This window comes from Streptomyces sp. NBC_01669 (assembly GCF_026339735.1).
Taxonomy (GTDB): domain Bacteria; phylum Actinomycetota; class Actinomycetes; order Streptomycetales; family Streptomycetaceae; genus Streptomyces; species Streptomyces yanii.
Genome location: NZ_JAPEQG010000001.1, coordinates 4,986,352 through 5,008,356, shown reverse-complemented (window position 1 = coordinate 5,008,356; position 22,005 = coordinate 4,986,352). Strand labels below are relative to the sequence as shown.

The window sequence follows — 22,005 nt, the reverse complement described above, 5'->3', positions numbered from 1 at the left end:
TTTCGGTATGCCGAGCCTACGTGGTCACCGGGAACCGCGCCCCACCCACTGGCGAGCAACTCTTTCGGGTGAGATCCGGTCAACTGCGGCAAGACTCCTATACCTGATCACAGGCCATGCACACCCGGGAATACCGCGATTTCGGCCCCATGGCCCACCATTCGGCGGTAGGAAGGGCATGCATATCAATACGCACACGTGCGCCGTCCGTCACGCAGGGTTACGCAAGTCGGACGGACGGCCGCGTCGAAGGTCCGCCCGTCGTCACGTGCACGTGTCCCAATACGCGCGTCCGCAACGTCGAAAACGCAGAGTGCAGAGGAGTGCCCCGGTGAGTCAGCCGGAGATGCAGCCCGAGAGGGCGCCCCGCAACGAGTCCGGCGCGCCCGGTTCGGCCGTTCCGCCGGGCTCGGACCCGGGCTCCGGGTCGGGCTCGGAGCCGCGCGCCGGCTTCCGTACGCGGGGCCGGGATCTGACCGGCCAGCCGTTCCCGCTCGGCGACTGGGGCGAACCCGCGGAACGCCTCGACGAGCTGTACCGCTGGGTCGAGGCCGAGGCGCTGCGCACCGCCGGCTGGTATCTGAACGACCGGGTATGGAAGCGGCGCGGCGCCAGGGTGCTGCGGATCGGCACGGCGGCCGGGGCGGTCGCGGGCGCGGCGCTGCCGCTGCTCGATCTGACGGGCGCGCTGCACGGGGCGGCGGGCTGGGGCTATCTCTTGCTGCTGCTGGGTGCCGCCTGCATGGCCTGCGACCGGTACTTCGGCCTGACCTCCGGCTGGATAAGGAACCTCGCCACGGCGCAGGCCGTGCAGCGACGGCTTCAGGTGCTGCAGTTCGACTGGGCGTCGGAGTGCGTGCGGGAGGTGCTCGGACCGACCGAGGGGACCGCGAGCGAGGCGGCCGAGCGGTGCCTGGGGGTGCTGCGGCGGTTCTCGGAGGACATCACGGATCTCGTACGGTTCGAGACCGCGGACTGGATGGTGGAATTCCGGGCCGGGCCTGCGCCGATGGGGATGCAGGCACTGGTCTCGGGGAGCGGGATCGGCGGGCGTGCGGAGCCGGGGGCGGCGCCGGGGCGGTTCCCGATGCAGTCGGTGACCCGGCCGAACATGCCGCGGCAGCGCCCACCGGAGTCACCCCGGTGACGGTGGCCCCGGTGGGCGGTGACTCCGGTGGGCGGTGACCTCGGCGGTCCGGGCCGCCGCGTCAGCTGAAGATGATCATGGAGCCTTGGGCGAGGCTGCGGGTCGCCGCCGCGTGCAGGCCCAGCCAGACGTGCCGCTCCCGGGCGAACGGGCTGTCGTCGTACGGAATCGGGCTCGCCGGCTCCTCCAGCGAGGTCGGCGCGACAGGCGGCAGGGGGGCGGCCGGCGGGTTCGCCGGGTCGATGCCGATGGACGGAGCGACGTACTCCAGCTCCCGCAGCAGCCCGTGCGCGGAGCCGAGCGGGCCGCCCCCCTCCAGCAGCTGGTCGTTGGAGAGCGGGGAGGGGAAGTCCACGGGGACGTACGCCCCCGCATGGTCGTAGTGCCAGACCATGTGGGATTGCTTCGCGGTCGACTCGAACATTTCCAGCAGCTGCTCGTAGTCGCCGCCCAGTTCGTCGACCGGTGTGACGGCGAGACCGCTCAGCTGCAGCAGATAGGCGCGGCGCAGGAAGTGCAGCGCGTCGTAGTCGAAGCCCGCGACCGGGGCCACATCGCCGGTCAGACCCGGCATGTACGCGTAGACGGGCACGGACGGGAGTCCGGCCTCGCCCAGCGCGTTGTCGTAGACGGCTATCTCTTCGGCGAACGGGTTGTCGGGGCTGTGGCACAGCACATCGACGAGGGGGACCAGCCACAGGTCACAGGCCACGAAGTCTCGCTCTCCCACGGGTTCTCGCGCGGTTCGCGCGACGGTCGGGACAGCGTAATGCGAGGGGGCCGTCGCGCACAGTGGTCCTTCATGTCCGGCTGTGGAACACCTCGCCGCCGGACCGTCAGCCGCCGTGCCCCGGGTGCGGCGGGTTGCCGGCCGCGAGCCGCTCCGCCCAGCTGAGCGCGTGGGCGTTGTGGCCGTCGATCACCGCGCGCACCGCGTCGCGGTCCCCGAGTGTGATCGCCGCGACCAGGTCCGGGTGGCCGCTCCAGAGCCAGTCGCGCACATCCACGTCGCTGCGGAGGTACGGCACGGCGAACACCCAGGCCTGGATGCGCAGCCGGTGCAGGAAGTCGGTGATGTACGTGTTGCCGACGAACGCGCCCAGCTCACGCCAGAAGCGCAGGTCGTACCCGATGAGGATGTCGAGGTCTCCGCCCCGCGCCGCCCGTGCGGCCTCCTCGGCGCGACGGCGCACGGAGACCAGTGCGTCGCGGTACTTCGCCGCCTGCGCGCCCCTCGGGCGGACCGGCCCGTCGAAGATGCTGCGGATGACTCCGTCGATGACCAGGGTGCGGGCCTCGACGATCGCCCGGTAGTCGTCCACGGTGAACTCGTGCACCCGGAACCCACGGTGCTGGTCGGATTCGAGCAGGCCCTGCGCGGAGAGATCGAAGAGCGCCTCGCGGACGGGCGTCGCGGAGACCCCGTACTGCTCGGCGATCTGCTTGACGGTGAACTCCCGTCCCTGCTGCAAACGCCCGGCAAGCACCTCGTCACGCAGCGCGTCCGCGATCTGCTGCCGCAGCGTACTGCGGGTCACAGTTCCGCTCGGGCACATGGCGGCCCTCCCTTTTCGGCTTCGGGCCACCTTAAGCCAGGGCCGGGCCGGTGTGCCCGGATCCGGGCACGGGGGAGGGACGCCATGCGGATGGGCCCGCGGAATGCGGGTGGAGCGCGTCAGACGGTGTGCTCGTCCGCGACGGACAGGGCCACGTCCAGAGCCGCCAGACCCTCCTTGGCCTCGGCCTCCGTGACGTTGCAGGCCGGAACGGCGTGGGTGCGGTTCATGTTGATGAAGGGCCACAGGCCGTTCTTCTTGCAGGCCGCGCCGAACGCCGCCATCGGCGCATTGGCCTCGCCGGCGGCGTTGTACGGGACGAGCGGCTCCCGGGTCTCCTTGTTGCGGACCAGGTCCAGCGCCCAGAACGCGCCGAGACCGCGCACCTCGCCGACCGACGGGTGGCGCTCGGCGAGCTCACGCAGGCCGGGGCCGAGGACGGTCTCGCCGATGTGAGCGGCGTTCTCGACGACCTTCTCGTCCTCCATGACGCCGATGGTGGCGACGGCCGCGGCGCAGGCCAGCGGGTGACCGGAGTACGTGAGTCCGCCCGGGTAGGGGCGGGTCTCGAAGGTGGCGGCGATCTCCGCGGAGATGGCGACACCGCCGAGGGGTACGTAACCGGAGTTGACGCCCTTGGCGAAGGTCATCAGGTCGGGTGTGACGTCGAAGTGCTCGGCGGCGAACCACGTGCCGGTGCGCCCGAAGCCGGCCATCACCTCGTCGAGGATGAAGACGATGCCGTACCGGTCACAGATCTCGCGGACACCCGCGAGGTAGCCGGGCGGAGGCGTCATGATGCCCGCCGTGCCGGGGATCGTCTCCAGGATGATCGCGGCGATGGTGGCGGGTCCCTCGAAGGCGAGGGTGTCCTCCAGGTGCTGAAGGGCGCGGGCGCACTCCTCGGCCTCGGTCTCGGCGTGGAACGGCGAGCGGTAGAGGAACGGCGCCCAGAACCGTACGACACCCGCGGAGCCGTTGTCGGACGGCCAGCGGCGCGGGTCCCCGGTCAGGTTGATCGCGGTGGAGGTGGCGCCGTGGTAGGAGCGGTAGGCGGAGAGCACCTTCGTACGGCCGGTGTGCAGCCGGGCCATCCGGACGGCGTTCTCGACGGCCTCGGCGCCGCCGTTGGTGAAGAAGATCTTGTCCAGGTCGCCGGGGGTCCGCTCGGCGATGAGGCGTGCGGCCTCGGAGCGGGCCTCGATCGCGAACGCGGGAGCGAAGGTGGCGAGCTTGCCCGCCTGCTCCTGGATCGCGGCGACGACGGTGGGGTGCTGGTAGCCGATGTTGGTGTAGACGAGGCCGCTGGTGAAGTCCAGGTAGCGGTTGCCGTCGTAGTCCCAGAAGTACGCCCCCTCGGCGCCGGCGACGGCGAGCGGGTCGATCAGGCCCTGGGCGGACCAGGAGTGGAACACGTGCGCACGGTCGGCGGCCTTCACGGCCGCACCGGCCGCGGAGTCGACCTGCGGAGCGTGGGAGGCATGGGAGGCATGAGGGGTCATGCGGCGAGCGTAGGCCGTGCGGTGAGCGGCTCGACATGGCCATCTTGTATGGCGTGGGGCGGTTTGGTGGGCAGGGTGTCGGGTCGGCACGGGGGTACTTGATTGACAGCATCCTGCCGTACTGACAGCATGCTGTCATCAGAGTTCCGCTCATGACGCTCCGTCCATGAGGTTTCATCCATGAGGTTCTCGCCCGGGAGGTCGTCATGACCCGCAAGACCGTGCACCTGGCCGTCTACGACTCCTACGCCGACTGGGAGACCGGCCACACCACCGCGTATCTCGCCCGCAACGGCTTCACCGTGCGGACGGTCGGCCCCACCGCCGGCCCCGTCACCACCCTCGGCGGCCTCCGCATCCAGCCGGACCTCGCCCTCGCCGACGTACGCCCCGAGGACAGCGCACTGCTGATCCTCACCGGTGCCGACCTGTGGGACAGCGGCGACGAGCTGGCCCCCTTCGCCCGTACCGCCCGCACCTTCCTGGACGCGGGTGTGCCGGTCGCCGCGATCTGCGGGGCGACGGCCGGACTGGCCCGCGAGGGACTGCTCGACGACCGCGCGCACACGAGTGCCGTCTCCTTCTATCTCGCAGCCACGGGGTACGCGGGCGGCGCCCGGTACGTCGAGGCGGACGCGGTGACCGACGGAGACCTCATCACGGCGGGACCGACCGAGCCGGTCGCGTTCGCCCGCGAGGTCTTCGCGCGCCTCGGGGTGTACGAGGGCAGGAAACTCGACGCCTGGTACCGGCTCTTCCACGACTCGGACGCGAGCGCGTACGAGGTGCTGGCGGGATGAGCCGCGAGCAGCAGGACGCGCTCAGCCGCACGGCGCTCGGCGTCTTCCGACTGAACGGCCAGTTCCTCGCCGTTTCGGAGGAGCTGGCCGCACCTGCCGGGCTGACCGCGGCATGGTGGCAGGTGCTCGGAGCGGTGCTGGCCGAGCCGTTGCCCGTGTCCGGGATCGCCCGGGCCATGGGGATCACCCGGCAGAGCGTGCAGCGGATCGCGGATCTGCTGGTGGGCAAGGGCCTTGCGGAGTACGTACCGAATCCGGCCCACCGGCGCGCGAAGCTGCTGCGTCCCACCGAGGAAGGGCGGGCGGCGGTCTCCCGGATCGGCCCCGGCCACGCGGAGTTCGCCGCGCGACTGGCCCAGGAGCTGGGAGCGGAGGGCTTCGCGGAGACGGTGCGGGTGCTGGAACGGCTGTCGGTCGCAGTCGACGCGGTGACCGGCGCGCAACCCACCTCGCCCAGCGCGTGAACCCCGTCCTGTCCAGCGGATGAACCCGTCCCGTCCGGCGCCCCAGGACGGAGCCGGCAGCGGACGGGACCGACGCCCGGCCGGACTGCTGGGGCGGGACGTGCGCCGCTATTCTCGACCCGTCCGGCGTGTCGCCGTACGGGGGAGGTCGCACACCATGGAAAAGCTCGGGTCCACCGACCCGCAACGCATCGGCGCGTACCGCCTGTTGGGGCGGCTCGGCGCGGGTGGCATGGGGCAGGTCTATCTGGCCCGGTCCGATCGGGGCCGTACCGTCGCGATCAAGCTCGTACGCCAGGAGCTCGCCGAGCAGCAGGAGTTCCGCGACCGGTTCCGCCAGGAGGTGCAGGCCGCACGCCAGGTCGGCTCGGCATGGACGGCCCCCGTGCTGGACGCCGACACCGAGGCCGCCGTGCCGTGGGTCGCGACCGGATACGTCGCCGGGCCGTCCCTCCAGGTCACCGTCTCCGGGCGCGCGGGCGCACCGGTGGGACCGGCCTCACGGCCCTTCGGTCCGCTGCCCGAGCGCTCGGTCCACATCCTGGGTGCCGGGCTGACCCGCGCGCTCCAGGCCATCCACTCCGCCGGGCTCATCCACCGCGACCTCAAGCCGTCCAACATTCTGCTGACGATCGACGGTCCGCGGGTCATCGACTTCGGCATAGCCCGGGCACTGGACACCGTCACCGACGGTGGTCTCACCCGCACCGGGGCGCTGGTCGGTTCGCCCGGCTTCATGGCGCCGGAGCAGGTGCGGGGCGAGCGGGTGACCGCGGCGTGCGATGTGTTCTGCCTCGGCTCGGTGCTGGCGTACGCGGCGACGGGCAGGCTTCCGTTCGGCGGGGCGGACAACGAGGTCCATGCGCTGATGTTCCGGATCGCGCAGGAGGACCCGGACCTGAGCGGCATCCCGGTGGATCTGGTCGACCTCGTCCGGGACTGCCTCCTCAAGGACCCGGCCGCCAGGCCGACGACGGACGCGATCCTGGAACGGCTGGCGGAGGACGAGCCCGCCGAACCGTGGCTGCCGGGCGCGCTCCTCGCCCAGCTGGGCCGTCACGCGGTGGAGTTGCTGGACTCGGAGGACCCGGAGGAGCAGGAGGAGCCGGAACGGCCGTCGGAACCGGTTGCCCCGTCCGGTCCCGAGGACCTGGTGCCCGCGGCGGCGGAACCTCCCGCCCCGCAGCCTCCGGCCCCGCAAGCTCCCGGCGGGGTCCATGCGATGCCCACGGTGATCGGCACCTCAACCCCCGTACCGGGCCCTGCTCCCGCATATGGCTACCCGCAGTTGCCCGCCCAGCCGCACCCGGGTCAGGGACAGCCGTACGGCTACGGATATCCGCAGCAGCAGCCACCGCAGCACCCCGGCTTCGGCTCCACGCCTCCGTACGGCCCCCTCTATTCCGCCTCCGCCCCACAGCCCGAACCCGCACGCCGCACGGCGGGTTCGACCGTCGCTCTCATCGTGGTCGCCGTGCTCGTCGCCATCGGCGCGGGCGGTTCGGTGTACGCGCTCATGAGCGACGACGGCAAGACGTCCGGCGTGTCCCACAGCAGTTCGCCCGGCCCGTCCGCGTCCGACGCCCCGTCCGAGGAGCCGCCGGACGCCCCCTCCGACACTTCCCCGTCCCCCTCCGAGGCGGAGAAGAACGGCGACGGCTCCATCCCCGAGGGCTACCTCGGCACCTGGTCCGGCAGCATCGACAACTCCGCCGGTCACTCCACCCGCGAACTCGTCGTCCAGCAGGGCAAGGTCGGCCAGACAATCCTCACGCTCACCGCGGAGGGTCCGATCGACACCGGTGGCACCTACCGCTGCGTCTTCCAGGCGGATCTGACCGATGAGCCGTCCCCCGACGGACCGATCCACATCGGACCCTCCACGATCACGCTCGGCGAACCCATGACGTCCTGCACCCCTGGCAAGGCCACCACGCTGACCCTGTTGCCGGACGGCACGCTGCGTCGCGAGAACCCGGACACCGGCGAGAAGATCACGTACACGAAGACCGGCTGAAGGGTTCAGCCGAGCAGCGCTCCGGCCGCGTCGAGCAGCGGCAGCGTATGGACGAACCTGCCGGGCGCCGTCGGCGGAAGGTGCCACACCGGCGGCCGGACCCGCCCGGTCCGCGTTACGGCCGGCACGTCACTCACACGCCCGGCACGCGCGTTCAGCTGCGTCACCGCGTCCGGCCAACTCCAAGATCCCCGACGGTCCCGTCTTCCGCGGTCGCCCCCGACACCTGGTCGACGTTCCTCACCCGGGCGGACTGAAGTCTCTCTGCGCGGGTTCGCACTTCCCGCCCCCGCCTCATTGCGCAGCTTGTCCGACTGTGGGTGAATGCGGCAACAGTCGGTTGTCCCGCCCCGTCGGGCGCGGGCATGGGGTGGGGACAGAAGCATGAGTGGACGACGCACAGCCGGATACAGACGGGCGGCCCTGGTGGCCGCCATCGCCGCCGTTGCCGCGACGCTGTCCGGGGGGACAGCCTCCGCCGCACCGATGCCGGTTCCGCAGGACATCAACGGCGACGGCTACCGGGACCTCGTGGTCCCCGCGCCGGGAGCCTCGGTCGCGGGCCACGAACGGGCCGGGAGCCTCGTCGTGCTGTACGGGTCCGCCAAGGGTGTGTCCGCCTCCAGGCGTGCGGTGATCACGCAGAATTCGGCCGGGGTGCCGGGTACGGCCGAGGCGGGCGACCTGTTCGGCGCCTCCAGCGCCCTCGCGGACCTCGACCACGACGGCTATGCGGACCTGGTGGTCGGGGCGCCGGGCGAGGATGTCGGCACCACACTGGACTCAGGGGCGGTGTACGTCCTGTGGGGCAGCACGAAGGGCCTGGTCTCCGGTGCCGCACTGCCGACGCAGGTGCTGAGGCGCTGGGGCGCGGGCAAGGACGTGGCGGCGGTGTCCGGTCCGGGCGAGGCGCGGGTCCTGATCGCCAACTGGAACTTCACCACCGAACTGACCGGACCGTTCACCCGGAGCGGCGGGGTCGGTTCGTCCGTGCCGAACGAGGACATCGGCTGGATGCGCGCCGTCGCGTACGGCGATGTCAACGGCGACAAGGTGGCCGAACAGCTCCAGGTCACCGGCCGGGCGAACGGAAGCAGTGGGGGCCGGGTGCTGGTGAATCCGGTGCCCGGGACGTACCCGCCTCCGCTCCTGGAGGGCGAGGGGCTCAACGTCGCGGTGGGGGACGTGAACGGGGACGGTTACGGGGACGTCGTCGCCGGCGACCCGGACGAACCGAGCGACGTGGGGCCGATCGGTCACGTGGGCGGGTCCGTCTCCGTGTGGTTCGGGTCGGCGAACGGAGTCCCGCTGGACAAAGCGCCCATGACGTTCCATCAGAACACGGCCGGGGTGCCCGGTTCGAGCGAGCGCCACGACGAATTCGGCGCCGCGGTGGCCGTGGCCGACCTGAACAAGGACGGGCTCGCCGACATCGTCGTGGGCGCACCCGGCGAGGGGATCGGCACCAAGGGCGGTGCGGGCACGGTCACGGTCGTGCCCGGTCGCCGTACGGGGCAGCTGGGCGCCGGCTCGTACACCTTCAAGCAGGACACCCCGGGCGTGCCGGGCACCCCGGAGGAGAGCGACTCCTTCGGCTGCACGGTGGCGGCAGGGGACCTCACCCGTGACGGCAGGCCCGAGATCGCCGTGGGAGCGTGCGAGGAGGACGGGCGCGGCGCGGTCTGGGTGCTGCCGGGCGGGAAGACCCGGCCGGTGTACACGTCGGCGGTCTCCTTCGGCACGGGCTCGCTGGGACTGCCGGCCGTCGCTGGAACGCTGCTGGGCGGCGACTGGCAGCGGTGAGCGCAGGCGTCGCGGGAGCGCCGGGTTCGCCGGCCCCCGCAACGCCCCCTGGATCTGTCCTCCTGCTTCGGGCCGACGGCCATGGGCCCTGCCCTGCAGTGAAACTCACACCGCGTCGGTGACACCCGCAACAGCCAGCGCCCGGAAAGCCAGCCACAACTCGTAACGCGCACTGGGTGTTTGGAGCAGTGAGCGCTGGAGTACCGCTTCGATCCGGGTGAGGCGCTTGCGGGCGCCCGGCACGGAGATCCCCAACGCCTCTGCGGTCGGGGCCAGTTGAGCCTCGCAGTCCAGCCAGCACCGGACCGTCGCCTCGGCCGCCCCGCCGTTCCGGCGGAGCGGATGCAGTTGCTGGGCCGCCCACTCCCGAACATCGGGGCGGCGCAGGATCTCGTCCAGGGAGCGGGCCCCCTTCCCGGGCTCGGCAGGACGGGGTGCGCGGGCGGGTGTGGCGCGGATCCGCAGCGCCAGGTCGAGTGCGGCCTGGTCGGCGAGCCGGTTGAGGTCGCGTCCGAGCAACTCGCCGATCAACCGCAACCGTGCGGACAGGGTGTTGCGGTGGATCTTCAGATGCTTGGTCGCATGGGACGAGAACGCGAGCCAGGAACCCAGCGTCGCCGCCAGTTCCTGACTGCCGGGGTCCTGGCTGCGCCGGGGCAGGTAGGTGAGGAGGGGCGCCAGCAGATCGTCGGCCCACTGTGCGCCCTCGGCGCCGACGAGCAGCGCCGGTTCCGGTGCCGAGCCGAACCGGGCGTGGCGGACGGGCAGTCCGCGGGCGACCGCCAGGGCATGGAACGCCTGCCGGTATCCGGTCGCCGTGTCGCTGAGCGGAACCTCCTCGCTCACGCCGACCACGCAGTCGTCCACCACGACGGCGACTTCACGGCCGAGTCGCGGCTCGGTCCCGCCCGGGCCGGCGGGCACGACGAGGATCAAGTGGCGTGCGTACACCGGACACCGCACGATCCAGGACCGTCCGCCGGAGAGATCCGTGCAGACCTTCGCCACCTCGTCCCGCCGCCCGCCCGGGCACTCCACCACGCACACCTGGACGGGGTCCGGCAGCCTGGGCTTCAGAGCGCCCGCGACCTGGTGGGCAATGGAGAGCTGGCCGGTCATCAGCAGATGCAGCACCGCTTCCCGGCCGCGGGACTCCGCGAGGTCGACGCGGCGGCGTTTGCGTTCGACCGATTCGGCTGCCCAGCACATGGCCAGGGGCATCACCGCGTCGGCGAGGAGCGCGGCCAGCCCGTCCGGCAGCGGACGGCACGTGACGACGGCGAGGACCGGGACGCGGGCGTCACGGGCATCGGGCGGGCCGTCGAGGGGAAGCAGCAGAGCGGTGTCCTGGCCACGGTCGAGGGTGAAGGAGCGTGCGCCGAGGGCCGTCAGTTCCCTTGCGCCGTCGGAGGCGAGCGTGACGGCCGCGGCGCTCGTACGGTCCGGGGTCCGTGCCACGGCGTGCAGGACGGTTCCGTCGTCGTGGAGCAGTCCGGCCCAGCCGTCGGCGCGCCCCGACAGCCAGCGCAGCAGTTCCTGCACGCCACCGACGAGGGCCAGGCGGTTCATCCGCAGTACGTCGTCGGCCCGTTCCCGCGCTCGCACAGGCCCTCCGCTCCGTACTCGTGCCCGTCTGTCCCTGCTTCTGCCCCCTGCTTCTGTCCCCGGCAGTGGAGATAACCGGAGTGCAGAGTACCGGTTTGGCTGTGCGGACTGTTACCCCCGAGGTGCCCACACCGTGCGAATTGAATCTTCCTGTCGGGTACCCGCCGACCTACAGTCCGAACGTGTTCCGCGGACGGCATGGATGTCGGGGGATGTCGGGTGCCGTCCGTGGGCACAGGAGCGTCGGGGGACGGCGGGGTGAACGACGGCAGCGACCCACGGGGGTGGTCGCTGCCGTCGGCAGCGCGACGCCGGTCCGCGGTCGATTGTCAGTGGCGCCCTCTAGCGTCGGACCTCGTTGGTCCGACGGAGAGAGGCCCCGCGCATGGAGTTCCGCATTGATCGCAACGCACTGACCGATGCCGTGGCCTGGGCGGCCCGGGTGCTGCCCACCCGGTCGCCCGTACCCGTGCTCGGCGGGCTGCTGCTGGAGGCCGACGGCGAGGTGTTGCGGATCTCCGGCCTGGATTACGAGGCGTCCGCCCGCATCGAGGTGGGGGCGGAGACCGTACGGGCCGGGAAGGTCCTGGTCATGGGCCGACGGCTGCTCGATGTGTGCCGGGTGCTGCCCGAGAGTCCGGTGGTGTGCGCGGTGGAGGGTTCACGGTTCTCCGTGACCGGCGGCGGCGCCCGGTTCGGGCTGTCCGTGCTGCCGCTCGACGACTATCCGGCGCTGCCGCCGCTGCCCGAGGTGCTGGGAGCGGTGGACTCCGAGGAGTTCGCCGCGGCCGTCGCCCATGTGACCGTGGCCGCGGGCCGGGACGACACGCTGCCGACCCTCACCGGGATCCGGCTGGGGCTCGACGGCGACACGATGACGCTGGCCGCCACGGACCGGTACCGCTTCGCGGTGCGCACGCTCGGATGGAAGCCGGAGGCGGCGGGCGTCACGGCCGATGTGGTGGTGTCGGCCCGGCGGCTGACCGAGATCGCCCGCTCCTTCGGCCGCTCCGGCATGGTCCGCGTCGCACTGGACGTCGGATCGGCCGGCTTCGAACTCGCCGGGATGCGGACCACGGTTCGCCTCCTGGACGGCCGACTCCCCCGCCACGACAAGCTGTTCACGATGGTGGACCCGACGACCGCGGTCACGGACCGGGCGCCCCTGGTCGAGGCCGTCAAGCGCGTCGCGGTGGTCGCGGACGGCGACAGCCCGCTCCATCTGACCTTCTCCGACGGCTCGGTACTGCTTCAGGCGGGGTATGAGGACGATGTCGCGTCCCAGCGGCTGCCCGCGGTCCTGGAGGGCGCCGACGAGCTGACGGTCGCCTTCAACCCCTCGTACCTGATGGACGCCCTGGCCTCGTTCGACGCGCCGGTCGTGCAGTTCCGCATGATGGGTCCCGGCCAGCGCGCCATGATCACCGGCCGGACGGCCGGGGACGAACCCGAGGGTGGCCCCACGCACCGGCATCTTCTGATGTCCGTGAAGCCGCTGGTCTGACGGCCTCCCCCCGCTCCTTCTCCCGCCCTCCATTTGCCGGTCGGTCTAAACGCGCGGAAGGGCCGGGACGCCTGCGTCCCGGCCCTTCCGCGTCGTGCCGTCCTACAGGAAGGAGTTGATCTCGATGGTCTCGGTCCGGCCGGGGCCGACACCGATCGCGGAGATCGGGGCACCGGACATGTCCTCCAGCGCCTTCACGTACGCCTGCGCGTTCTTCGGCAGGTCGGCGAAGGTCTTGGCCTTCGTGATGTCCTCGGACCAGCCCGGCAGCATCTCGTAGACCGGCTTCGCGTGGTGGAAGTCGGTCTGGCTGTACGGGAGCTCGTCGACGCGCTTGCCGTCGATCTCGTACGCGACACACACCGGGATCTGCTCCCAGCCGGTCAGCACGTCCAGCTTGGTGAGGAAGAAGTCGGTGAGACCGTTGACCCGGGTCGCGTACCGTGCGATCACCGCGTCGAACCAGCCGCAGCGGCGGTCGCGGCCGGTGGTGACACCGCGCTCGCCACCGATCCGGCGCAGCGCCTCGCCGTCCTCGTCGAGCAGCTCCGTCGGGAACGGACCGGCGCCGACGCGCGTGGTGTACGCCTTGAGGATGCCGATGACCCGGCTGATCTTCGTCGGGCCCACACCCGAACCGGTGCAGGCGCCGCCCGCGGTCGGGTTCGACGAGGTGACGAAGGGGTACGTGCCGTGGTCGACGTCGAGCAGCGTGCCCTGACCACCCTCGAAGAGGACGACCTTGCCCGCGTCGATGGCGTCGTTGAGGATCAGCGTCGTGTCCGCGACGTACGGCTTGATCTGCTCCGCGTACTGGAGCATCTCCTCGACGATCTTGCCGGACTCGATGGCGCGGCGGTTGAAGACCTTGGCGAGGAGCTGGTTCTTCTGCTCCAGGGCCGCCTCGACCTTCTGCTCCAGGATCGACTCGTCGTACAGGTCCTGGACGCGGATGCCCACACGGTTGATCTTGTCGGCGTACGTCGGGCCGATACCGCGGCCGGTCGTGCCGATCTTCCGCTTCCCGAGGAACCGTTCCGTCACCTTGTCGACGGTGACGTTGTACGGAGTGATCAAATGAGCGTTGCCGCTGATCAGCAGCTTGGACGTGTCCACGCCGCGCTCGTTGAGCCCACTCAGCTCGGAGAGCAGGACCGCCGGGTCGACGACGACACCGTTACCGATGACCGGGGTGCACCCCGGCGAAAGGATTCCGGAGGGGAGGAGATGAAGTGCGTACTTCTGGTCGCCGACGACCACCGTGTGGCCGGCATTGTTGCCGCCCTGGTAACGCACCACATAGTCCACGGATCCACCGAGGAGGTCGGTGGCCTTTCCCTTGCCCTCGTCACCCCACTGAGCACCGAGCAGCACAAGTGCGGGCACAGGCGTACACCCCTTCCGGGCGGGGCATGTCCAAGGTCAGGGGGCGTACGAAAACGCCGTACATGCCGTACGACGATGTACGACGAAGCCTGAACCGTCGAACCGGGTGCCCCGGAATAGACGAAGCCCCTGGCGCAATAGCGCAAGGGGCTCTTGCACCAAGATGCTACCCGAGGAAGGACCGAGGTGTCGGCTGCCCAGCCCCCCGGCAACGGTACGGACCAATTGCTGGTGGTCATCGACCCGGTCGCCCGCCGGACCGACGGCGAGTCCGTCCGGATCGCGAAGGACGTGCTGAGCGCCGGTTCGCATGCCAAGATCTGCCTCCCGGACAGTCCGGAGGAGTTCGCGCGGGCCTTGTCCCGCCGGGGCAGCAGGCGGCCGGTGGTCGTCGGCGACGACCGGTCGCTGCTGCGCGCCGTGACCCTCCTGCACCGGGAGCGGGAGCTGGCCGGTGCAGCGCTCTCGCTGGTCCCGGTGGGTGCCGCGGCCGCGCTGGAACTCGCGCATTCGCTCGGCGTGCCCCTGAGCGCGGTCGCCGCGGCGCGCGCGGCACTGGACGGGGCGGTGCGCCGGCTCGACCTGCTGGTCGACGACAGCGACGGTGTCGTCCTGGGCGCCCTGCGCATCCCCGCCCTGTCCGCGGCACGGGGCACGGCGGCGGCGCACACGGGTGTCACGGCGGTCTGGGACACCTGCCGCTCCCTCGTACGGACCCTGGTCCGCCCCGCCCCGTCGCCGGCCCCGCCCGTCCCGCCCCGCACCCATCGGCTGCGGGTCGAGGTGGACGGGGTGCTGCTGAACGATCTGGACCGCCCGGTCGAATCGGTGACGGTGAGCGCGCAGGGCGGTGACGGGGGCCTGGCCGACGTGGTGGTCCGGACGACGACCGGCGAACCGGTGACCGCGGAGGCGAAGGCGGTCACTGTCTCCGGCGCGGACTTCCGCTACCGGGCGGACATACAGGTCGGCGGCCCGGTCCGGACGAGGACGTGGACGGTGCGGGCGGGTGCGTGGGGGCTGATGCTGCCGGTGGCGGCGGAGAGTGGATGATCCCAGCGCCGGGGGCGCGCACGTGAGGGTTCAGGGGCGTGTCGCACCTGCCGCGGCCTGCGGGCGACCGGCCCCTGACACACCGAGCGCGGGCGCGGAAAGAGGCGCACCCTGGTAGCAGGTCCTGGAGGTGTTCGCCATGATGAAAACCGCTGTCGGATGGCACATCGAGCTGGAATTCGAGGAAGACAACCACCGCACCCGCGCCGCCGCCCTCGTACGGCTTCCCGACGGGAACGAGGTACGTGCGCACGGATATGCCAGCCGCCACCCCTCCGACTCCCAGCAGCCGAGGGTCGGCGAGGAGATCGCGGGTGCCAGAGCACTGAACGAACTCGCCATGAACCTGCTGATCAAGGCGCACGACGAGATCGACGAGGCGTCCGGCCGGACGTCGCACCCGCTGACCTGAGCCGTTCCGAGCCGAGGCCCAGGGCCCAGTGTCCCGGGCCTCTTGCCAGGCTCTTCCGCTTTGCCTAACTCTTCCCCTCCGGGAGGTCGAACTTCTTGCGGTAGTCGCGCCAGCGGTCCATCATGCCGACCAGTTCCGTCTGCAGGAACTCGAAGAACTCCGCGGTCTCCGCGAGCCGCGTACCGGCAGGCGTGTCCGGGCCGAGGGTCTGTGCGCCCTCCTTGAGGGTGTGCTCCCAGCGGGTCAGGACCCGGTCGCGGCCGGCGAAGGTGGCGTACCAGATCTCGTTGTGCAGGCGGTAGCGGTCCCTGCGCGAGCCCGGGTCGCGTTCGCGGCCGACCATGCTGACCTGCGTGAGGTAGTTGATCGCGCCGGAGACCGCGGCCGGGCTGATCCGAAGCTGCTCGCTGAGCTCCGCCGAGGTCATGGAGCCGTCGTCGTCCGCGAGCAGCGCCGCGAAGACGCGGGACGCCATCCGCTGCATGCCCGCCTCGGTCATCTCGGCCGCGAAGCGCTCCACGAACCGCGACACGGCCTCCTCGTCGCGCGCGTGCTCGGGCTCCGGCTCGCGCTCACGCCCGTCCGCGCCGGTTTCGCTGCTCATCGCCCCATCGTCTCCCCTGAATTTCCTGCGGGTTCCCCGGCCCCGGGCCATACTCCGACTTTATACGCTTCCTTAACTTCACAAGTTTGTGAAAGTAGCGTACGTTCAGAAACATGACGAAGGCAATCACCGTGGCCGGACTGCACAAGTCGTTCGGGCGGACACACGCGCTGGACGGCCTCGACCTCGCGGTCGAGACCGGTGAGGTTCACGGCTTTCTCGGGCCCAACGGTTCCGGGAAGTCCACCACCATCCGGGTCCTGCTGGGCCTGCTGCGGGCCGACTCCGGCGCTGCCCAGCTGCTCGGCCGGGACCCCTGGAACGACGCGGTCGAGCTGCACCGGCGGGTGGCCTACGTCCCCGGTGACGTCACTCTGTGGCGCAACCTCTCCGGCGGCGAGGTGATCGACCTGTACGGCCGGCTGCGCGGAGGCCTCGACCCGGCCCGCCGTGCCGACCTCATCGAGCGGTACGAACTCGACCCCACCAAGAAGGGGCGTACGTACTCCAAGGGCAACCGGCAGAAGGTCGCCCTCGTCGCCGCGTTCGCCTCCGACGTGGATCTGCTGATCCTCGACGAGCCGACCAGCGGGCTCGACCCGCTCATGGAGGAGGTCTTCCAGAGCTGCGTCGCCGAGGAGCGCGAGCGCGGACGGACGATCCTGCTCTCCAGCCACATCCTCAGCGAGGTCGAGGCGCTCTGCGACCGGGTGAGCATCATCCGGCAGGGGCGCACGGTGGAGAGCGGTTCGCTGGCGGACATGCGGCATCTGACCCGTACGAGCATCACCGCCGAACTGGCCGGCGCGCCCAACGGGCTCGCGCACCTGCCCGGCGTGCACGACATCGACATCCAGGGCATGCGGGTCACGCTCCAGGTCGACACGGACAAGCTCGACGCCGTCCTCAGGTCGCTCACCGCGTCCGGTGTGCGGTCGCTGACCAGCACCCCGCCCACGCTGGAGGAACTCTTCCTGCGGCACTACGCCGCGGACACCGGCGAACGCGCGGGGGTGACGGCGCGATGACTGCCGTAACCGTGTCCGCGACCCGTGCCGGACGCTCCGCCCGGGGCGGGCAGCTCACCGGCACCGGAACCCTGCTCAGGCTCGCGCTGCGACGCGACCGGATCATGATGCCGATCTGGGTGATCGTGCTCGGCGGGTCGTTCTCCTCCGTCGGGAAGTCCTTCTCCTCGCTGTACGACACCGCGGCCCAGCGCGCCGAACTCGCCGCCTCGATGAACGGCAACAGTTCGCTGCGCGCGGTGTACGGACCCGTCTTCAATGACTCCGTCGGCGGTCTCGTCACCTGGCGCATGGTCGGCTTCGGCGCCGCGATGGCAGCCGTGATGAGCCTGATCATCGTCATCCGGCACACCCGCGAGGAGGAGGAGACCGGCCGCCAGGAAATGCTCTCCGCCGCCATGGTGGGGCGCCGCGCCCCACTGACCTCCGCCCTCCTCGCCGCACTGATCGCCGATGCCGCGCTCGCCCTGATGATCGTCGCCGGGATGGCCGGGTCCGGGGCGGGCGGGGCCGGGGCGGTGGCGCTCGCGCTGACGGTCGCCGGAATCGGGGCGCTGTTCGCCTGCACCGCAGCGATCGCCGCCCAGCTCACGGAGAGCGCACGGCTCGCGAAGGGGCTGACGGCGGCGGTGATCGGCGCCGCGTTCGTCCTGAAGGCGGCGGGCGACTCGTCGACGGATGACGCCTCGTCCGTACTGAACTGGCTCTCGCCGATCGGCTGGGCGGAGAACGTCCGGGCCTACGCAGACGAACGGTGGTGGGTGCTGCTGGTGGTCGGGGCCGCGGTGCTGATCCAGGGCGGGATCGCGTACGCCCTGGCCGGGCGGCGTGATGTCGGCATGAGCTTCCTGCCGACGCGTCCCGGACCCGCGACAGGGCGGATCTCCACGGCGTTCGGGCTGGCACTGCGGCTGCAGCGCGGTGCTCTGATCGGGTGGACGCTGTCGTTCGCCGCGGTCGGCGCCGTCTTCGGCGGGCTCACCGGCGGGGCGGCGGACCTCGTCGGCACCAACGAGAAGACGAAGGAAATCTTCGAACGGATGGGCGGACAGGCCGGTCTGACCGACGCGTTCCTCGCCGCGATGGTCGGGATGCTGGGGATGGTGGCCGCGCTGTACATCGTCGCGTCGGTGCTGCGGCTGCACGGCGAGGAAACCGCGGGGCGAGCCGAACCCGTGCTGGCAGGCGGGGTGAGCCGGATCGGCTGGGCCGCCGGACACCTGGTCATCGCCTTCGGCGGCGCGGCACTGATCATGGCGGTCGGAGGCCTCGGCCTGGCCGCCGGGTACGGCCACGAACTCCCGGCCGTACTGGGCGCGTCGCTGGCGCAGCTGCCCGCCGTCTGGCTGCTCGGAGGTCTCACCGTCCTGCTGTACGGCGCTCTCCCGAAGGCGGCAGTGGCCTCGTGGGGAGTCGTCGGGATCTGCCTGGCCCTGGGGTGGATCGGGCCGGCGGTGAACATGCCGCAGCCGGTGATGAACCTGTCACCGTTCAGCCACCTGCCGAAGCTGCCGGGCACGGAGATGCAGTGGCCGCCGGCGCTGTGGCTCACGGCGGGCGCGGTGGTCCTGGTGGCGGCGGGACTGGGAGCGCTCCGGCGGCGTGACGTGCAGCAGGGGTGAGCGGGTGACCGTTCCTGTCCTCGATCGCCGGACGGACTTGATGTTCAAGCCCGTCGAGGATGTCCCCACACCCTCGGGCCATGGAGGAGGTCGAGGACACCACCGGACCGCCACCGCCCTGCGGACCGGGATGCCGGGAGGAACGCTTCCGGTCACAGCTCCACGCGCAACTCCTTCAGGCCCCTGATCACATAGCCCGGGTTCCACTCCGGCTCGGACGCCAGTCGCATCCGGGGCGCCCGGCGCAGCAACTCACCGAAGGACGAGGCGAGTTCGACCCGGGCGAGTGGAGCGCCCAGGCAGAAGTGGATGCCCGCACCGAAGGTGATGTGCGGGTTCTCCTGCCGGGACAGGTCCAGCGTGTCCGGGTCCGCGAAGCGCGCCGGGTCGCGGTTGGCGGAGCCGAAGAGCAGGGCCACCTCGGAACCGCGCGGAATGACCGTGCCGTCGATCTCGATGTCGTCGAGGACCCAGCGCTCGAACATCTGCAACGGAGTGTCGTACCGCATCAACTCCTCCACGGCCGTGGGCAGCAGCCCGCGGTCGGCGCGGAGGGCCGCCAGCTGCTCGGGGTGACGCAGCAGCGTCCACCAGCCGTTCACGGTGGTGTTGACCGTCGCCTCGTGGCCCGCGTTCAGCAGCAGCACACACGTGGAGATCATCTCCTGCTCGCTGAGCCGCTCCCCTTCGTCGTGCGCGGCGATGAGCGCGGAGATCAGATCCGTACCGGGGTTCTTGCGGCGCTCCGCGATCAGCTCCCGCAGATACGCGGAGAACTCCACCGAGGCGCGGACGGCGGCGCTCGCGGTCTCCTCGGACGGGTTCAGTTCAAACATTCCGCAGATCGCCGCCGACCAGGGCCGCAGCAGCCCGCGGTCGGACTCGGGGATGCCGAGCATCTCGGCGATGACGGCGACGGGCAGCGGTTCGGCGACCGCGGCGAGCAGGTCGCCGCCGCCCGCCCCCACAAAGCTGTCGACCAGCTCGGCGGCGAGCCGCTGCACCGTCGGGACGAGCTGTTCGACCGTGCGCGGCGTGAACGCCTTCGAGACCAGGCGCCGGATCCGGGTGTGGTCGGGGGCCTCCAGGTCGAGAATTCCCTGCCCGTTGAGGGTGGTGAAGGGCTCGTGCGCGGCAGGCGGGGGTGTACGGCCGAACTCCTCGTGCGTGAAGCGGTGCAGATACGTCCGGCCCAGGCGCCGGTCCCGCAGCAGCGCGGACACATCGGCGTAGTGCGGAACGAGCCACTGGTTCGTGGGCTCGAACCGGTGCACCCGGCCGGCGGCCCGCAGCGCGGTGTACGCGGGGTACGGGTCGGCGACGAACGCCGGTGACCAGGGGTCGAACGTAGCGGTGGTGGCGGGCTGCGGAGACGGGTGCATAAACCGACGCTAACCGGACCGGCCGGTTTAGTCACGGGCGGCCCTCAAGGGGAGCAGGAGGTCAGGAGGGGGTGACCAGGCGGGCCTCGTACGCGAACACCGCGGCCTGCGTGCGGTCCCGCAGCCCGAGCTTCACCAGGATCCGGCTCACATGCGTCTTGATGGTGGACTCGGCGACCACCAGATGCGAGGCGATCTCCGCGTTCGACAGCCCCTGCGCGATGAGGACGAGCACCTCCGTCTCGCGCTCCGTCAGATCGCCGATCTGAGCCAGCGCGGGTGGCCGCGGGGCTCCGGCGAGCCGCGAGAACTCGGTGATCAGCCGCTTGGTGACGGTCGGCGCCAGCAGCGCTTCCCCGGCCGCCACCACCCGTACACCATCGGCGAGTTGACGTGCGGAGGCGTCCTTCAGCAGGAACCCGGACGCCCCGGCACGCAGCGCCTGGTACACGTACTCGTCGAGGTCGAACGTCGTCAGCACCAGCACCTTGGCGGCCGCGTCGTTGGCGACGATCTCACGGGTCGCCTCGATGCCGTTGAGTTCCGGCATCCGGATGTCCATCAGCACCACGTCGGGCCGCAGCGCGGCGGCCTGGGCGATGGCCTGCCGGCCGTCGACGGCCTCGCCGACGACCTCGATGCCCGGCATCGCCCCCAGGAGTACCGAGAAGCCCTCGCGGACCATCATCTGGTCGTCGACGATCAGGACACGGATGTCGTTCATGAGGTCTCGCTCTGCGTCGGTTCCTGGGCCGGGGGTACGGGGATGAATACGGCGATCTCGTACCCGCCCTCCGCCGTCACCTCGGCGGTCATCTCGCCGTCCAGCATGGCGACCCGCTCCCGCATCCCCGTAATACCGTGCCCGGCGCCCGGCGAGGGCTTCACCGGACCGGTCGGCGGCCCGTTGACGACCCGCAGCCCGAGCCCGCCGAGCACGTAGCCGATCTCGACCTTGGCGGTGGCGCCGGGCGCGTGCCGCAACGTGTTGCTGAGGGCTTCCTGGATGATCCGGTACGCCGACAGCTCGACGCCCTGCGGAAGTTCGCGTACCGCACCGGTGACCGTCTTCTCCGCCACCAGCCCCGCGTCCGCCACATTGGCGAGCAGTCCGTCCAGCTCGGCGAGGGTGGGCTGCGGGGCGTCCGGCGCCTCGTAGTCCTCGGCCCGCACGACGCCGAGGACCCGGCGCAGTTCGGTGAGGGCGGCAACGGCGTTCTCCCGGATGGTGACGAAGGCCTGCTCCAGCTCGGGCGGCGGGTTCTCCACCCGGTACGGGGCGGCCTCGGCCTGGATCGCGACGACCGACATGTGGTGGGCGACCACGTCGTGCAGCTCGCGGGCGATGGTGGTGCGCTCCTCCAGCAGCGTGCGCCGGTCGCGTTCCACGGCGGTGACGGTGCGCTGCACGGTCACCTCGCGCTCCGCCTCCCGGCGGATCTGCACGACGCTCACCACGAGCAGGGCGAACGCGGAGCCCACGGCCATGGGCCCGGTGGTCGACGAGTAGTGCCAGCCGAAGTTCTCCAGGAAGGTGCCGAGCACCACGGTCAGGACCCACATCCAGGCGGCGGTACGCGGCCGGGTCCGGGCCGCGACCACGACGAGCACCACCAGGTGCGAGAGGAACATGCTCGGCACCCACGGCCAGTCGCCGCCGGTGATCACGGCTGTCACCGGAGTGAGCGCCATCGACATCCAGAACGCGCCGACCGGCCGGAACAGCGTCATCGCGACGGTCAGCGCCGGGAGCAGCCCGGTCACGATGATCTCGATCCCGGACCAGGCCCCGGAGCCGTCCGCCACGGTGAGGCCGATGAGGATCGTGATCAGCGCGGCCAGCCCGACCAGCGCGTGCGGCGCCCAGCCGGCCCGCGCACGCATCCGCTCGGGCAGCAGCCGGGTCAGCGCCCGGCCGGTCCGCATCGGGGCCAGCGGACGGTAGGCGAACGCGTCATGGAAGAGGTCCTGCCGCAGGCCGCCTATCGCCCCTGCGGCCAGCCGGAACTCGGGACTTCTGGTCTTGGTGGTCACGCTCTCACGGTAGGCGGCGCGCCGCGCGACGTCGTCAGCAGTGATACGGATCCTGCGGCATCCGTCGCAAGGACTACTCGGACCCG

The 22,005-nt window shown here is 71.2% G+C and carries 19 protein-coding genes; 10 read left to right on the top strand and 9 right to left on the bottom strand.

The window, feature by feature from the left end; genetic code table 11:
- Positions 1–331 precede the first annotated feature (331 nt).
- Positions 332–1,147, top strand: a complete 816-nt coding sequence (locus OG972_RS22475; RefSeq protein ID WP_266984173.1) for an SLATT domain-containing protein — start codon at positions 332–334, stop codon at positions 1,145–1,147.
- 61 nt (positions 1,148–1,208) lie between these two features.
- Here the strand turns inward: OG972_RS22475 and OG972_RS22470 are convergent, their stop codons facing one another.
- The 3 genes from OG972_RS22470 to OG972_RS22460 form a co-directional block, all read right to left on the bottom strand.
- The gene (locus OG972_RS22470; RefSeq protein WP_266990659.1) at positions 1,209–1,859 is read right to left on the bottom strand and encodes a hypothetical protein; all 651 of its coding nucleotides are present in this window, start codon (positions 1,857–1,859) and stop codon (positions 1,209–1,211) included.
- Positions 1,860–1,983: 124 nt separating this feature from the next.
- Positions 1,984–2,703: a GntR family transcriptional regulator gene (locus tag OG972_RS22465; RefSeq protein ID WP_266984171.1), complete on the bottom strand. Its 720-nt coding sequence runs from the start codon at positions 2,701–2,703 to the stop codon at positions 1,984–1,986.
- Positions 2,704–2,822: 119 nt separating this feature from the next.
- Positions 2,823–4,205 carry an aspartate aminotransferase family protein gene (locus OG972_RS22460; RefSeq protein ID WP_266984169.1) on the bottom strand — a complete coding sequence of 461 codons (1,383 nt, stop codon included), beginning with the start codon at positions 4,203–4,205 and terminating at the stop codon, positions 2,823–2,825.
- Between the two features lie 206 nt (positions 4,206–4,411).
- On the opposite strand from OG972_RS22460, the gene OG972_RS22455 reads away from it, so the two are divergent.
- The 4 genes from OG972_RS22455 to OG972_RS22440 all read left to right on the top strand — a co-directional run bounded on the left by OG972_RS22455 (position 4,412) and on the right by OG972_RS22440 (position 9,289).
- On the top strand, positions 4,412–5,005 hold the full coding sequence (locus OG972_RS22455) for a DJ-1/PfpI family protein (RefSeq protein ID WP_266984167.1): 594 nt from the start codon (positions 4,412–4,414) through the stop codon (positions 5,003–5,005).
- Positions 5,002–5,469 (top strand): MarR family winged helix-turn-helix transcriptional regulator, encoded by a 468-nt coding sequence (locus tag OG972_RS22450; protein WP_266984165.1) that lies wholly within the window; start codon positions 5,002–5,004, stop codon positions 5,467–5,469. Before OG972_RS22455 ends, OG972_RS22450 begins: the two co-directional genes overlap by 4 nt.
- 157 nt (positions 5,470–5,626) lie before the next feature.
- Positions 5,627–7,486, top strand: a complete 1,860-nt coding sequence (locus OG972_RS22445; protein ID WP_266984163.1) for a serine/threonine-protein kinase — start codon at positions 5,627–5,629, stop codon at positions 7,484–7,486.
- 384 nt (positions 7,487–7,870) lie between these two features.
- The gene (locus OG972_RS22440; protein ID WP_266984161.1) at positions 7,871–9,289 is read left to right on the top strand and encodes an FG-GAP repeat protein; all 1,419 of its coding nucleotides are present in this window, start codon (positions 7,871–7,873) and stop codon (positions 9,287–9,289) included.
- Positions 9,290–9,394: 105 nt separating this feature from the next.
- On the opposite strand, the gene OG972_RS22435 is transcribed toward OG972_RS22440, so the two are convergent.
- A complete protein-coding gene (locus OG972_RS22435; RefSeq protein WP_266990657.1) occupies positions 9,395–10,858 on the bottom strand; it encodes a helix-turn-helix domain-containing protein in 1,464 nt (487 codons plus the stop codon).
- 421 nt (positions 10,859–11,279) lie between these two features.
- Here OG972_RS22435 and dnaN point away from each other — a divergent pair, with 421 nt between their 5' ends.
- Entirely contained in the window at positions 11,280–12,398 is a 1,119-nt protein-coding gene (gene dnaN, locus OG972_RS22430) for a DNA polymerase III subunit beta (RefSeq protein ID WP_266984159.1), read from the top strand.
- Positions 12,399–12,500: 102 nt separating this feature from the next.
- Here the strand turns inward: dnaN and OG972_RS22425 are convergent, their stop codons facing one another.
- The gene (locus OG972_RS22425; RefSeq protein ID WP_266984157.1) at positions 12,501–13,784 is read right to left on the bottom strand and encodes an adenylosuccinate synthase; all 1,284 of its coding nucleotides are present in this window, start codon (positions 13,782–13,784) and stop codon (positions 12,501–12,503) included.
- A 186-nt stretch (positions 13,785–13,970) separates the two neighbouring features.
- Between OG972_RS22425 and OG972_RS22420 the strand changes: the two genes are divergently transcribed.
- Together OG972_RS22420 and OG972_RS22415 are read left to right on the top strand one after the other, a co-directional pair.
- Positions 13,971–14,837: a diacylglycerol kinase gene (locus OG972_RS22420; RefSeq protein ID WP_266984155.1), complete on the top strand. Its 867-nt coding sequence runs from the start codon at positions 13,971–13,973 to the stop codon at positions 14,835–14,837.
- A gap of 139 nt (positions 14,838–14,976) precedes the next feature.
- Positions 14,977–15,249, top strand: coding sequence for a DUF1876 domain-containing protein (locus OG972_RS22415; RefSeq protein WP_266984153.1), 273 nt, complete (start codon positions 14,977–14,979; stop codon positions 15,247–15,249).
- A 64-nt stretch (positions 15,250–15,313) separates the two neighbouring features.
- Here OG972_RS22415 and OG972_RS22410 read toward each other — a convergent pair whose 3' ends face one another.
- Entirely contained in the window at positions 15,314–15,853 is a 540-nt protein-coding gene (locus OG972_RS22410; RefSeq protein WP_266984151.1) for a GbsR/MarR family transcriptional regulator, read from the bottom strand.
- Between the two features lie 113 nt (positions 15,854–15,966).
- On the opposite strand from OG972_RS22410, the gene OG972_RS22405 reads away from it, so the two are divergent.
- Positions 15,967–16,881 (top strand): ABC transporter ATP-binding protein, encoded by a 915-nt coding sequence (locus tag OG972_RS22405; RefSeq protein WP_266984149.1) that lies wholly within the window; start codon positions 15,967–15,969, stop codon positions 16,879–16,881.
- Entirely contained in the window at positions 16,878–18,503 is a 1,626-nt protein-coding gene (locus OG972_RS22400) for an ABC transporter permease (RefSeq protein ID WP_266984147.1), read from the top strand. Before OG972_RS22405 ends, OG972_RS22400 begins: the two co-directional genes overlap by 4 nt.
- A gap of 152 nt (positions 18,504–18,655) precedes the next feature.
- Here OG972_RS22400 and OG972_RS22395 read toward each other — a convergent pair whose 3' ends face one another.
- The 3 genes from OG972_RS22395 to OG972_RS22385 form a co-directional block, all read right to left on the bottom strand.
- Positions 18,656–19,885: a cytochrome P450 gene (locus OG972_RS22395; RefSeq protein ID WP_266984145.1), complete on the bottom strand. Its 1,230-nt coding sequence runs from the start codon at positions 19,883–19,885 to the stop codon at positions 18,656–18,658.
- A 61-nt stretch (positions 19,886–19,946) separates the two neighbouring features.
- The gene (locus tag OG972_RS22390; RefSeq protein ID WP_266984143.1) at positions 19,947–20,609 is read right to left on the bottom strand and encodes a response regulator transcription factor; all 663 of its coding nucleotides are present in this window, start codon (positions 20,607–20,609) and stop codon (positions 19,947–19,949) included.
- Positions 20,606–21,871, bottom strand: coding sequence for a sensor histidine kinase (locus OG972_RS22385; protein WP_266990655.1), 1,266 nt, complete (start codon positions 21,869–21,871; stop codon positions 20,606–20,608). Before OG972_RS22385 ends, OG972_RS22390 begins: the two co-directional genes overlap by 4 nt.
- Positions 21,872–22,005: the final 134 nt, after the last annotated feature.